This window comes from Oerskovia sp. USHLN155, assembly GCF_037145535.1.
In the GTDB taxonomy this organism is placed as follows: Bacteria; Actinomycetota; Actinomycetes; order Actinomycetales; family Cellulomonadaceae; genus Oerskovia; species Oerskovia rustica.
In genome coordinates, this window is the sequence record NZ_JBBCXG010000001.1 from 127,798 (window position 1) to 140,487 (window position 12,690).

At 73.7% G+C, this 12,690-nt stretch carries 10 protein-coding genes and 1 pseudogene; 6 read left to right on the plus strand and 5 right to left on the minus strand.

The window, feature by feature from the left end:
• Nucleotides 1-2: 2 nt before the first annotated feature.
• Entirely contained in the window at nucleotides 3-926 is a 924-nt protein-coding gene (locus WFH32_RS00495; RefSeq protein WP_336705902.1) for a phosphotransferase, read from the minus strand.
• Between the two features lie 109 nt (nucleotides 927-1,035).
• Here WFH32_RS00495 and nudC point away from each other — a divergent pair, with 109 nt between their 5' ends.
• Nucleotides 1,036-2,145 (plus strand): NAD(+) diphosphatase, encoded by a 1,110-nt coding sequence (gene nudC, locus WFH32_RS00500; RefSeq protein WP_336705903.1) that lies wholly within the window; start codon nucleotides 1,036-1,038, stop codon nucleotides 2,143-2,145.
• Nucleotides 2,146-2,277: 132 nt separating this feature from the next.
• Here nudC and WFH32_RS00505 read toward each other — a convergent pair whose 3' ends face one another.
• Nucleotides 2,278-2,544, minus strand: coding sequence for a mycoredoxin (locus WFH32_RS00505; RefSeq protein WP_138825247.1), 267 nt, complete (start codon nucleotides 2,542-2,544; stop codon nucleotides 2,278-2,280).
• 195 nt (nucleotides 2,545-2,739) lie between these two features.
• On the opposite strand from WFH32_RS00505, the gene WFH32_RS00510 reads away from it, so the two are divergent.
• Together WFH32_RS00510 and WFH32_RS00515 are read left to right on the plus strand one after the other, a co-directional pair.
• Nucleotides 2,740-4,761 carry an ATP-dependent DNA helicase UvrD2 gene (locus WFH32_RS00510; RefSeq protein WP_191795705.1) on the plus strand — a complete coding sequence of 674 codons (2,022 nt, stop codon included), beginning with the start codon at nucleotides 2,740-2,742 and terminating at the stop codon, nucleotides 4,759-4,761.
• A 464-nt stretch (nucleotides 4,762-5,225) separates the two neighbouring features.
• Nucleotides 5,226-5,660: a WhiB family transcriptional regulator gene (locus tag WFH32_RS00515; protein ID WP_138825243.1), complete on the plus strand. Its 435-nt coding sequence runs from the start codon at nucleotides 5,226-5,228 to the stop codon at nucleotides 5,658-5,660.
• Here WFH32_RS00515 and WFH32_RS00520 read toward each other — a convergent pair.
• Nucleotides 5,646-6,740 carry a ThiF family adenylyltransferase gene (locus WFH32_RS00520; RefSeq protein WP_336705904.1) on the minus strand — a complete coding sequence of 365 codons (1,095 nt, stop codon included), beginning with the start codon at nucleotides 6,738-6,740 and terminating at the stop codon, nucleotides 5,646-5,648. The two genes, WFH32_RS00515 and WFH32_RS00520, sit on opposite strands and share 15 nt — an antisense overlap.
• 160 nt (nucleotides 6,741-6,900) lie before the next feature.
• Between WFH32_RS00520 and WFH32_RS00525 the strand changes: the two are divergent.
• Nucleotides 6,901-7,503 (plus strand): annotated as a pseudogene (locus tag WFH32_RS00525) (SprT-like domain-containing protein); the annotation flags it as partial.
• Between the two features lie 167 nt (nucleotides 7,504-7,670).
• On the opposite strand, the gene WFH32_RS00530 reads toward WFH32_RS00525, so the two are convergent.
• Nucleotides 7,671-9,179: a zinc-dependent metalloprotease gene (locus tag WFH32_RS00530; protein ID WP_336705905.1), complete on the minus strand. Its 1,509-nt coding sequence runs from the start codon at nucleotides 9,177-9,179 to the stop codon at nucleotides 7,671-7,673.
• 118 nt (nucleotides 9,180-9,297) lie between these two features.
• On the opposite strand from WFH32_RS00530, the gene WFH32_RS00535 reads away from it, so the two are divergent.
• Complete coding sequence (locus tag WFH32_RS00535; protein ID WP_336705906.1) at nucleotides 9,298-10,371, plus strand: NAD-dependent epimerase/dehydratase family protein; 1,074 nt, start codon at nucleotides 9,298-9,300, stop codon at nucleotides 10,369-10,371.
• A gap of 152 nt (nucleotides 10,372-10,523) precedes the next feature.
• Complete coding sequence (locus WFH32_RS00540; protein ID WP_336705907.1) at nucleotides 10,524-11,657, plus strand: YlbL family protein; 1,134 nt, start codon at nucleotides 10,524-10,526, stop codon at nucleotides 11,655-11,657.
• 195 nt (nucleotides 11,658-11,852) lie between these two features.
• Here WFH32_RS00540 and WFH32_RS00545 read toward each other — a convergent pair whose 3' ends face one another.
• Nucleotides 11,853-12,482, minus strand: coding sequence for a PPA1309 family protein (locus WFH32_RS00545; RefSeq protein WP_225228405.1), 630 nt, complete (start codon nucleotides 12,480-12,482; stop codon nucleotides 11,853-11,855).
• Between the last annotated feature and the right edge of the window lie 208 nt (nucleotides 12,483-12,690).

Consider the following 12,690-nt stretch of genomic DNA (forward strand, 5'->3'; position numbering starts at 1 on the left):
TGCTACCCCTCGCTCTCCCCGCTCGTCACCTCGTCGAGGTCGATCAGCATGTCGACCGCGTCGTCGATCACGTCCTGGAGTCCGTGCCGCACGCCGTGCAGCAGCCAGCGGGCCAGGGCCAGCTCGCCCGCGAGCAGCGCCCGGTCGGTCAGGTGGGGGTCGGTGAGCTCGGTGCGGCGGAGCTGGTAGGCCTCCATGATCGAGTCGATCGCCTCGGGCGGCGCCGCGACGAGCAGCCACGCGAGGTCGTCGGCGGGGTCGGCGACGCGCGCCTCGGCCCAGTCGGTGATGGCGACGACGCGACCGCGCGCGACGAGCACCTGCTCGGTGCCTAGGTCGCCGTGCACGACGACGGGCTGGTACTTCCACAACGACACGTCCTCGAGCGCGGTCTCCCAGCGGCGCAGGAGCCGGGCGGGCACCCTGCCGGTCTTGGCGGCCTCGTCGACCTCGGCGAGACGCCGGTCGCGGTACTCGGCGGCCGTGTAGACGGGCAGGCCCGCGTTCTCGACGACCGAGTGCGGGAGCTCGTGCACCGCGGCGAGGACACGGCCGATGTCCGCGGCGAGCCCGGGGCCGGGGCGCAGCGTGTCGAGGTCGAGCGGCACCCCGCCGTACCGGTGGTGCACGACGGCACGCCCGCCCTCAGGGAGCAGCGCGTAGCCCAGGACGTCGGGCACGGTGAAGGACAGGACGCCCGTCGTGACGTAGTGGCGCAGCGAGTCCAGGAGCGCGGTCTCGGCCTCGAGGGCCGCGCCGGCCGCGAGGGTGCGAGGCGCGCGGACGACCCATTCCTGTCCGCCGCTGTCGGTGACGATCGCGACGTCGTCGTCGCCCGTCGCTTCGGACGGCCGCACGGAGCGGACGTCGAGGCCGGGGACGGCCGCGGTCGCGAGCGCGGCGAGGTTGAGCGGTGAGCGTGGCACGCGACCACGGTAGTCGGTGCGGGGCGGGCGCCGTCACCCGGGCCGTGGCGTGTCCGCGTGCTGGACGTGCCGCGTGCCCCGCCTGCCCCGCGTGACCTACGGTCGACGGGTGACCGACCACACCTCGCCTGCCGTGCCGCACCCCGCCGCCCCCACCCCTGACCCCGCCCTCACCTCGACGCCCGTCGCGGCCCCCGCCGTCGTCTCGGCCGCCTCTGGTGCGTTCGCCGCGCACCTCCCGCTCGCGCACTCGATGCTCGACCGTGCGGCGCACCGCCGCACCGAGGAGGGGCTGTTCGCGACGCTCCGCGCCGACCCGTCGACGCGCGTGGTGCTGCTGCACCGCGGTCGGCTCGCGACCGGCCCGGACGGGCTCGCGCTCGCGACGCCGCAGGAGGTCGCGGCCGTCCCCGAGCCGCACGCGGCCTCGGGGGACCACAGCAACACGCCGCGCTGGGTCTTCCTGGGCGAGGATGCGCCGTCGGGCACGTCCTTCCTGGCTCTCCTCCTGCCCGACGACGCGGACGACCTCGACCTCGACATCGAGGGCGTGGATCCCAAGGGGCCGCTGTCGGTCCTGGTGCGCACGCACGAGTGGGCGGGCCTGCGCGAGCTCGCCTCGCGCCTGGGTCCGCGCGACACGGGCCTGGCGACCGAGGCCGTCGCGCTTGCCGCCTGGCACGCGGCCAACGAGCGCTGCCCGCGCTGCGGCGAGCCGACCGTGCCGGTCGCGGCGGGCTGGGTACGGCGCTGCGTCGCGCAGGACGTCGAGCACTACCCGCGCACCGACCCGGCGGTCATCATGGCGGTCGTCGACCCGGGTGCCGGCCCGGGCGAGGACCGGCTCCTGCTCGGCCACGCGGCGCACTGGCCCGAGGGCCGCTTCTCGACCCTCGCGGGCTACGTCGAGCCGGGCGAGGGGCTCGAGCAGGCCGTGCGGCGCGAGGTCGCCGAGGAGGTCGGCGTCACGGTCGGGGAGGTCGTCTACCGCGCGAGCCAGCCGTGGCCGTTCCCGGCCTCGCTCATGCTGGGGTTCACGGCCACGGCGCTCACGACGGACCTCCGGCCCGACGGCGAGGAGGTCACCGACGCGCGCTGGTTCACCCGCGCAGAGCTCACGCAGGCCACGGAGAGCGGGGACGTGAGGCTGCCGAGCCGTTCGTCGATCGCTCGGGCGCTCATCGAGGAGTGGTTCGGGGGTCCGCTCACGGGGGAGTGACACCCGCCGACCGAGAGCGCGGGGCCCCGGAGAGTGCGGGGCCCCGCGACACGGAGGGCTGCCGTCGAGGTGGAGGGATGGGCCCCTCTCCCTCGACGGCAGCCTCTTTCTCGGGCGGACCGGTCGGCGGCGTCAGACCGCGAGGCGCTCCTTGACCTGGGCGAGCGACGGGTTGGTCGCCGCGGTGCCGTCCGGGAAGACCACGGTCGGGACCGTCTGGTTGCCGCCGTTGACCTGCTCGACGTAGGCGGCGCTCTCCGGGTGCTCCTCGATGTTGACCTCGGTGTACCCGATGCCCGCCGAGTCGAGCTGGGTCTTCAGGCGACGGCAGTAGCCGCACCAGGTCGTCGAGTACATGACGATCGATCCGGCGTCGGGGGTGGTCGGGGCCGTGGCCATCGGTGCTCCTTCGTTCGCGGGGCCCGGCCGTGCGCACGGGCCGACAGGCCGGGGTACGAGACCCGGGTGCTGCCGTCGTGGCCAACGCCAGCGCGCGGCGGGTTGTTCCCGGGGCGTGTCCGACACGTCGCACGGAGCATCCGGTCCTGTGGAGAGTGGTGCCCGGTGTGGGCGGGGGCTGAGAGAATCGACGGGATGTCGAACGAGTCAGCGGACCAGATCCTCGAAGCCCTCGACCCCGACCAGCGTGACGTCGCCCTCGCGCTGCACGGGCCCGTCTGCGTGCTCGCAGGTGCAGGGACCGGCAAGACGCGAGCCATCACGCACCGCATCGCGTACGGGGTCCGGACGGGTGTGTACACACCCACGAGCGTCCTGGCGGTGACGTTCACGGCGCGCGCCGCGGGCGAGATGCGCACGCGGCTGCGAGAGCTCGGCGCCACGGGCGTGCAGGCCCGGACGTTCCACGCCGCGGCACTGCGCCAGCTCAGCTACTTCTGGCCCAAGGTCGTGGGCGGTGCGCCACCGCGCATCCTCGAGTACAAGGCTCCTGTCGTCGGCGAGGCCGCGCGGCGGCTGGGGCTCGGTGTGGACCGGATCGCGGTCCGCGACCTGTCCTCCGAGGTCGAGTGGTCCAAGGTCTCGCTCGTGACGGCCGACGACTACGTGAAGGCGTGCGCGGCGATCGACCGCCCGGCGCCCGCGGGCTACGACCACCAGACCGTCGCGCGGCTCATCGCGTCCTACGAGGAGGTCAAGACCGAGCGGTCGGTCATCGACTTCGAGGACGTCCTGCTCATGCTCGGCGACATGCTCTCGTCGCAGGGGGCCATGGCCGACGAGGTGCGCCGCCAGTACCGCCACTTCGTGGTCGACGAGTACCAGGACGTGTCGCCGCTCCAGCAGTTCGTGCTCGACCAGTGGCTCGGCGGACGCAAGGAGCTGTGTGTGGTCGGCGACCCGTCGCAGACCATCTACTCGTTCACGGGCGCCACGCCTCACCACCTGCTCACGTTCCCGAAGAAGTACCCGGGGGCCCAGGTCGTCAAGCTCGTGCGGGACTACCGGTCGACGCCCCAGGTCGTGACGCTCGCGAACCAGCTCCTGGCACGTGCGGGGCGTCGCGGGGGAGCGCACCAGGCGCTCGAGCTCGTCGCCCAGCGACCGTCCGGGCCGCCCGTCGCGTACGTCGCGTACGACGACGACGAGGCAGAGGCCAAGGGCATCGCCGCGCAGATCGGCCGGCTCCTGGCCGCGGGGACGCGTGCGAGCGAGATCGCGATCCTCTACCGCACCAACGCCCAGTCGGAGGGGTTCGAGCAGGCGCTCGCGGACGCCGGCATCGCCTACCTCGTGCGGGGTGGCGAGCGCTTCTTCCAGCGCAAGGAGGTCCGCGACGCGATCGTGCTGCTGCGCGGGGCTGCCCGGTCCGCGGACCCGCAGGTCCCCATGCCGGAGACGGTCCGGGACGTCCTGATCACGGCGGGCTGGGCGAACGAGCCGCCGTCGGCGCGTGGTGCCGCGCGCGAGCGGTGGGAGTCCATGCAGGCCCTGGTAGCCCTGGCCGACGACGTCGCGCGCGTCGCGCCGCAGGACGCGCCCCCCACGGTGGTCTCGTTCGTCGCGGAGCTCGACGAGCGTGCCTCTGCTCAGCACGCGCCCACGGTCGAGGGCGTCACGCTCGCGTCGCTGCACGCGGCCAAGGGGCTCGAGTGGGACGCGGTCTTCCTCGCCGGGATGAGCGAGGGCCTCATGCCCATCTCGCTCGCGGAGACGGACGAGGCGGTCGCCGAGGAGCGTCGCCTGCTGTACGTGGGCATCACGCGTGCGCGTGAGCACCTGCAGGTGTCGTTCGGGCGCTCGCGCAACCCCGGCGGGCGTGCGTCGCGTCGTCGCACGCGGTTCCTCGACGGTCTGTGGCCCGACGACGAGCAGTCGCGGGCTCCGCGTCGTAGCCGCGCGAACCAGAACAAGGTCCAGCTCACGGGCGAGTACGACCAGGCCCTGTTCGAGCAGCTGCGCGAGTGGCGGCTGTCGGTCGCGCAGGAGACGGACAAGCCGGCGTTCACGATCCTGGTCGACGGCACGCTCGCGGCCATCGCCGAGACCCGGCCGGCCTCGGTGCCGGACCTGGCGAGGATCAACGGGATCGGTCCGGCCAAGATCGAGAGGTACGGCGCGACGCTGCTGGACATCGTGGCGCGTTCTGCGGGCTGATTTCGGCGTGATCACGGGCTTCTTCCGGACGCGAGAAAACTCGTCGAAAGAAGTTCGTTAAATAAGTTGTGCGTCCTTCCGAGGGCGGCATATGGTTCAGGAGTCCTTGTAGGAGAGACGCGCGCCGAGAGGCGGGCGTTCGACGGAGATGGGAGGTGGGCTTGGTGAAGCAGATCCTGACGGCGAGCCCGACACACGTGTCGGCCGATCCGATCAACCGCGCACGGCGCGGCGGATCCCTCGTCATCCGCCCCGTTCCCGACTCCGCACTGAGGACGTCGCCGGTCTAGTCACCGACGCACCCTTCTCAGGCCGCGGAGTCCACCTGGACCCGCGGCCTTCGTGTTTCTCCGAATGCGATCGTCTTCCCGGTCAGCCGTCCACCATCCCCGGACGCCACGACCACCTGCGGGTCCTGTGACAAAGAAGTTCACACGCAGATCAGGACATCACTGGAGGACATCGTGCGGCTCACCGCGCTGCTCGACAACATCACTGCCCAGGGCGGATCCGGCCCCTGGACACCCCACCAACCCCTCACCACCCCTCTCGGTTCCTCGGACGCGGCCGAGTTCGACCGGCTCCTCGCCGGGCTGCTGCCCTGCCGCACGAACGACCCTGAGCTCTGGTTCGCCGAGCAGTCGACGCAGGTCGAGCAGGCCAAGGCCCTGTGCCAGGCCTGCCCGCTCGTCGCCGGTTGCCTGGCGGGCGCGATCGAGCGTCAGGAGCCCTGGGGCGTCTGGGGCGGCGAGGTCTTCGTCGACGGAGCCGTCGTCGCCCGCAAGCGTGGGCGTGGCCGGCCGAGCAAGGCCGAGGTCCTCGCCCGCCAGGCGGAGGAGGCGGCTCGCGCCGCCGCCCGCGAGTCGGAAGACTCCGTCTCCGCGTCATCGGCGGCCTGACGTGGCCGCCGCGACCGTCAGGTCCGAGCACCCGCACCGCGGGTGGCTCACCACCTCGCGCAGCCTCGGCACGGCATCGGGAACAGCGATCTCGATGCAGGCCGTGGCTGCGCGGGGTGTCAGCCCGTCGAGGTGCGCGAGCACCTGGCTCGCGGCGATCGCCGCGCCGACGGCTGCCAGCGTGGTCTCCTCGACGTCGAGGACCTCCCGCTGAGGATCCCGTAGCTGGTCCGCGAGCTGCGGCCACTGCGGGTCGAGGTCGGCGCGATGCCCCTCGACGCACCGGACGCACGGCGTCCTTCCCGGTCGGACGAACGGTCCGACCACCACGTCCGCCTCCCGCACCACGACGGGTAGGTGCGGGGTCCCGTCGCCCGTGAGCCGCCCGTACCGTTCAGGACGCAGCACGCGGTGCTCGACCACGACCGCGACGTCCGGTCGCGTCTCGGACGGTGACACCCATCGCGACGCCGCGACCTGGCGGCTGCGCACCTCGGGAGCGACGTCGGACAGGACGCGCCCGGCCGCCTCGCCTCGCGGAAGCCCGACGTCCCGTGCCCGATATCCGCCGAGCCCGACGTCGGTCGCCTGGACCGGTGCGGCGTCGTCGAGCAGGAGCGTACCCACGCCCGCCGTGGCGAGCACGACCGCGATCCCGAGACCCAGCCGCCCCAGCCCCCCGACGGCGACGGTCGCCCGCGCGCGGTGGGCCATCGTGGCCCGGCCGCTCCCGTCGGGGCGCAGCAGCGCGAGGGTGGGGGTGTCGGCCCGCCCGTGCGCGGGCGCGACGACCTCGCGGAGGCTCCCCTCGGGTGGCCCGACGACGAGGAGCGCCTCGTGCAGGTGACGCACGATCGCCCGTCGGCGCTCGGGCGTGACGGCGTACCGGGCGGGCGGCGCGTGCAGGAGCGCCCGCCCCGACCGGTGGTGGTCGAGGAGCCAGGCGCTCTCCTGCTCGTCGAGGCCGCTGAGGAGGACGCTCCAGCGCTCGTCGGTGCCGTACTGGAGCACCCCGTGGTCCCGGTGGAGCACGACCGTCCCCGGCCGGAGGCGGACAGGGAAGAGGTCGTCGTCGTCCATGGGTTCTCCTCGGCTGGTGCGGGGACCTGCCGGACCAGTCTGACGACGGGAGGGCGAGAGCCGAGGTTCTCCACAGGCCGATCCACCTCGCCAAGACTTGACCAGTTCTCGACGATTCCGCGCACGCGAGCGGACCAAGCGTCGGCGTGGTCTATGGCATATGTCACGCGGACCCACTACGGTCTGTGCCGTGGCCTACGAAGCCGAGCCGGGCGCCGCGAAGAGCGCCGAGACGTACGTCGAGGTACGCCGGAGCCGTCGACGCAAGAGCACGGTCAGCGCCTACCGCGACGGGGACCGCACGATCGTGTCCATCCCCGCGCGGTTCACGCGCGCCCAGGAACGCGAGTGGGTGCAGCGCATGCTGGACCGGCTCGCCGACAAGGAACGGCGCCGCAGGCCCTCCGACGACGAGCTCGTGGCCCGCGCGACCGAGCTGTCCGCCAAGTACCTCGACGGCAGGGCGCACCCCACGAGCGTGCGCTGGTCGAGCAACCAGGGACGCCGTTGGGGGTCGTGCACCCTGATCGACGGCAGCATCCGCATCTCGACGCGCGTCCAGGGCATGCCCGAGTGGGTGCTCGACTACGTGCTGCTGCACGAGCTCGCCCACCTGCTGCACGCCGGGCACGGCCCGGGGTTCTGGGCGCTGCTCGAGGCGTACCCGCGGACGGAGCGGGCCAAGGGGTTCCTCGAAGGGGTCTCGTTCAGCCGAGACGGCGGCCCCCCCGAGGGGCCCGAGGCACCCGACGACGCCGAGGACGCCCCGCCCCACGTCGAGATCGAGGCCCACCCGGCGGTGCTGGCGGACACGGCTGGAGCTCCCGAGGAACCCCCGACGAAGCCCACGCCCGACCGGCACGCGGTGCCGGCCAGGCGGGTCGTGCAGGGCCCCGAGAGGGAACCGGCCCGCTAGTCGCGGGCGGACCGTCAGTCGCGGGGCGAGCCGTCCGGCTCGTTCTCGGAGTCGTCCGTCGGAGCGGCCGGGTCGGCTGGGCCTTGAGTGCCCTTCGAGTCCTCGGCCTCGCTGAAGATGTCGGCGAGCGCCTTGTCGAGGTCGCTCTGCTCCTCCTGGACCTCGGTGCGCCGCGCCTGGTAGCCGGCCGGGTCGTCCAGGTCGAGCGGGCTGGGCAGCAGGTCCGGGTGGTCCCACACCCCGTCCCGGGCGTCAGGTCCGCCCTGTGCCGCGATGAGGGCCCACAGCGTCGCGGCGTCGCGCGAGCGGCGCGGCCGCAGCTCCAGACCCACGAGCGTCGAGAAGATCTGTTCGGCGGGGCCGCCGGCCGCGCGCCGACGTCGGAGCATCTCCCGCAACGGGACGGCGTGCGGGAGGTGGGGGAGCGCGGCCTGCGCGCTGACCTCGTCGACCCAGCCCTCGACCAGTGCGAGCGCGGTCTCCAGGCGCAGCAGCGTGGCCTTCTGCTCGTCGGTGTTCTGCAGGCCGAACACGCCGCCCGACAGGGCGCGCTGGAGCGCACCGGTGTCCGTGACGTCGATGTCGGAGAGCTGCGACTCGAGCGCGTCCAGGTCGATCGTGATGCCGCGGGCGTACACCTCGACGAGTCCCAGCAGGTGTGCGCGGAGCCAGCTCACGTGCGTGAAGAGGCGGGCGTGCGCCGCCTCCCGCAGGGCGAGGAAGAGGCGGACCTCCTCGACGGGAGCGTCGAGCCCCTCGGCGAACGCGGCGACGTTCGTGGGCAGCAGGGCCGTCGCGGGCTCGTCGAGCAGCGGGAGCCCGATGTCCGTGACGCCGAAGACCTCGCGGGACATGGTCCCCGTGGCCTGGCCGATCTGCATGCCGAACACGGCGGAGCCGAGTCGGCGCATCATCTGCGCGGGGTCGAAGTCCATCCCGAGCGCCCCCGCGGGGAGCCCGGGGAAGCCGAGCTCTGTGTCGGGACCGTCGGCCCCGCCGGGGAGCTGGTCGCGCAGCACGGTCGACAGCGCGTCGGCGACCGAGGAGGCCACGGGCGCCGCGAGCGCGTTCCAGGCGGGGAGGGTCTTCTCGACCCACTCGGACCGGCTCCAGGCGTAGCGCTTGCCGCCGGCAGGCGGCAGGTCGGTGACGGCGTCGAGCCACAGCTCGGCCACCGACAGGGCCTCGGTCGCCGAGCGGACCTGCGCGGGCGTGAGTGACGGGTCGCCCTCGGCGACCGCGACCTGGCGGGCGATGTCGTGCGCGACGTCCGTGTTGACCGGGCCGTTGCCCGAGCTCGCGAGGAGCCGCTGCACCTGGGCGAGGACGTGCTTCATGGTCGCAGGATCGTTGCTGAGGCCGCTGCCTGCGGCCAGGGCGGCCGGGTCGAGGCCGCGAGCGCGCAGCTCGCGCAGGGCCTCGTCGGCGTCCGCGCCGAACATGGAGCGCAGGAGCTCTTCCCACTGCGCGTCGGGCTGGTCGCCCGCGCCGGAGGCGAACTCGTCGGGCGGTTGGCTGCTCATCGGGGTCTCCTCGGGATAGCGTCAGGAATCACCGTAACCACAATCGAGGACGGACGAGGGGGGTCGAGGCATGTCGGAGGGCACGGTTCGCTCACGGCGCAGCGCAGACGGCGCTCCGGTGGCGGACGTCCGCGACCAGCCCGAACCCCGGGAGGACGGCTCCGGCACGGACGGCCGGACGGTCGTGGTGGGCGAGGGCCGCGTCGCCGCGCTCCTGCGCGCCGCGCTCGGGGGACGCGGCCCCGAGAACGCGCCGGTCGAGCCCAACGACCTGTCGGCGCCGTGGATCGAGGGGGCGCGGACGCTCGTCGCCGTGGCCCCTGCCGGGGAGTTCGGCGTCAAGGTCGCCAAGGGCGGCACGAGACGCACCCACCTGGTCGAGCAGGCGGCGCGCGTGGCACGGGTCGCCGCGCGGCACGGGATCGAGCAGGTCGTCGCCGTCACGTCGGCGACCGTGCACGGCGCGAGCGCCGACCGCCCGGACATCGAGGACGACGACCCCGTCTCACCCGACGCCGGGGGCTTCGTCGCGGACCTGGTGGCGTTCGAGGAGGCCCTGGTCGAGGAGCTCGCTGCTGCGTCGGCCGAGTCGCAGGCGGGGCCGACGGTCCGTCTTGCGATCCTGCGCCCTGCGATGATCGTCGGTCCCGGCGTCGACACGATCCTGACCCGGCACTTCGAGGCGCCGCGGCTCCTGACCGTCAAGGGCAGCGACCGCCCCTGGCAGCTCCTGCACACGGACGACCTGGCGTCGGCCGTCGAGGTCGTCGTCGACCAGGGGCTGTCGGGGACGTTCACGGTCGGGGCGCTCACGGACGGTGCGCCCGACGTCGTGACCCCGGCCGAGCTCGTCGAGCGCACCGGGCTCGCGAACGTGACACTGCCCGCCGCGACCGCGTTCGGCGCCGCCGAGCGCCTGCACCGGGTGGGCGTGCTGCCGTCGCCGGCGAGCGACCTGGCCTACGTGGTCCACCCGTGGACGGTCACGGCCCGCGGCCTGCACGCGGCCGGCTGGGAGCCCGCCTGGTCGAGCGCCCAGAGCGTCGACGTCCTCATGGAGGGCGTGCGGGGCAGGATGGCGCTCGGTGGTCGACGCGTGGGCGGACGGGACGCGGCCGCGCTCGGTGCGGCGGGTGCCGCGGTCGCGCTCCTGGGCACCGCGGCGATCTGGCGTCAGGCCCGACGGCGGTGAGTCGCCGCGCGTCGTGAGCTCCCCTCGCGCGCTCCCGGGCCCGCGCGGGGCGCACCTGCAGGGCTGCGGCGAGCGGCGCCGTCGGGCAGGGGGACAGGGGGCTTGCGGCGGACCGCCAGCGAACGTCCAGGATTCTCGGGGATGATAGCGACGTGACAGAACCGCTCTCCCGCGAACCGTACGAGCCCGCAGGTGCTGGCGACCCGTTCGGCCCCGCGCCGGACGAGGACTACACGCCCCCGCCCGTGACGCGCCGCTCGCTCACGCTCGGCATCTCCGTGCTGGCCACGACCCTCCTGGTCGCCGGCCTCGCCGTCATGCCCGCGCCGTACGTCGTGCGCTCGCCGGGACCTACGCAGGACACGCTCGGTGCGCAGAACGACCAGGACCTCATCACGATCGAGGGCGCCGAGACGTACGACTCGACGGGCGAGCTGCTGCTCACCACGGTGTCGGTCGCGGGCGGGCCCGGGTACCCGGCGAACCTCGTCCAGGTCGTCGAGGGGTGGGCCGAGCGGTCGCGCTCGGTGCGCCCCGTCGAGGAGACGTTCCCGCGCGACGTCACGCAGGAGCAGAGCGAGCAGGAGAGCCAGCAGGAGATGCTCTCCTCGCAGGAGATGGCGACCGTCGCGGCGCTGACCGAGCTGGGCTACGAGGTGCCCGCGACCCTCACGATCCAGGGCGCCGCGAAGGACACCGGCGCGGAGGGGGTCGTCGAGACCGGGGACGTCATCACGACCGTGAACGGCAAGGACGTCGTGACGTACCAGGACCTCATCGACGAGCTCGCGACCGTGACGCCGGGTGACGACGTCGTCCTCGGGGTCGAGCGCGCCGGCGAGGCCGTCGACCTGACGATCACGACGCAGGAGGCCGATGGCAAGGCGATCCTCGGGGTCTTCATCGACCCGGCCTTCGACCTGCCGGTCGACGTCTCGATCCAGATCGAGGACATCGGCGGCCCCAGCGCGGGGACCATGTTCGCGCTCGGGATCATCGACCGGCTCACGCCCGAGGACGAGGCGAACGGCACCGTGATCGCCGGGACCGGGACCATGAGCGTCGAGGGGAACGTGGGGCCCATCGGCGGCATCCAGCAGAAGCTCTACGGTGCCGAGCGTGACGGGGCCACATGGTTCCTCGCACCCGAGGCGAACTGCGACGAGGTCGTGGGCAACGTGCCCGAGGGGCTGAACGTCGTCAAGGTCTCGACGCTCGACGAGGCCCGCGACGCGATGGTCGCGATCGGGGCGGGCGAGGGCGAGAGCCTGCCGACGTGCACGTGAGCCGGCGCCCGCCGGTCCGTCGGGGCACGGCAGGGCGCTGAGCCCGCGGCGACCACGGCCCGCGAACCGCACCACCTCCGCACGACTCGAGGGGCCGGACGACCACGTCGTCCGGCCCCTCGTCGTCTCCCTCGCACGTGGCGCTGCTCGCCCGGCTCGCGCTGGCGCGCGCTGGCTCGGACGGCCGCCCGGCGGTCACTCGAACGTCGCGCGCAGCCCCTCGATCAGGCCCGGCACGAGGTCCGGGCCGAACGCGACGTCGTCGCCGTCGTCGTTCGCGCGCGTGCGGACCGCGCACCACGGGGTGCCGTCGCGCAGGACACCGACCGCGAGACGGACGTCCTGACGGTCAGGGTGCGACGACAGGTAGGCGAGGGCCGCAGCCGGGTCGGTGGGCAGCCCCTCCTCGGCAGACGGTGGCAGGATGACGCGCTCGGCGACGATCGCGGCGCCGTCGACCGTGCCGGGCCACGAGATCCCTGCGAGCAGGTCCTCGAGGGTCTCGACGTCGGGCAGGCCCTCCTGCTCGACCGAGACCAGGTGGTCCGGGATGCCGCGCGCCGCGGTCACGACCTCGGGCGGGAGGCGGTCGGCCAGGCCCGGGTCGGCGGCCATCGCGTCGGCGGTGCGGACGAGCGCGAACACGCGCGGGGGAGCGTCCCAGCCGTCGGCGGCGACGTGCGCCTCGACGTCGCGCACGGCGTCGGCGAGCGCGAGCTGCGCGAGGGGGACGATGGGGGCGGGGGCGTCGTCGGGGACGCCCGAGGCGGCCTGGGACGTGCTCGGGGCGGGCTGGTCGGGCGCGGGGGAGGTCGTGTCTGCCATGTCCCCAGCATGTCAGGCCCGACGACCTCGGCGCAGTCGGCGGGTCGGGGCCAGGTACGTGTGGGAACCTGGAACCGCTGTGGGCCGTTGACGAGATGGACGGCCTGTGGCCTGACCCTGTCGAGATCGTGGACCGCCTGTGAATCCGGTGGTCGTGGGCCCGGCGCGGACAGGTACCGACGCCTGACGACCTGACGCTCGACCGAAC

Bases quoted from the DNA above. Each gene is read 5' to 3' on its own strand.
- WFH32_RS00545 (WP_225228405.1), bottom strand. From the start codon at position 12,482: ATGGCAGACACGACCTCCCCCGCGCCCGACCAGCCCGCCCCGAGCACG.
- WFH32_RS00505 (WP_138825247.1), bottom strand. From the start codon at position 2,544: ATGGCCACGGCCCCGACCACCCCCGACGCCGGATCGATCGTCATGTAC.
- WFH32_RS00530 (WP_336705905.1), bottom strand. From the start codon at position 9,179: ATGAGCAGCCAACCGCCCGACGAGTTCGCCTCCGGCGCGGGCGACCAG.
- WFH32_RS00520 (WP_336705904.1), bottom strand. From the start codon at position 6,740: ATGGACGACGACGACCTCTTCCCTGTCCGCCTCCGGCCGGGGACGGTC.
- WFH32_RS00510 (WP_191795705.1), top strand. From the start codon at position 2,740: ATGTCGAACGAGTCAGCGGACCAGATCCTCGAAGCCCTCGACCCCGAC.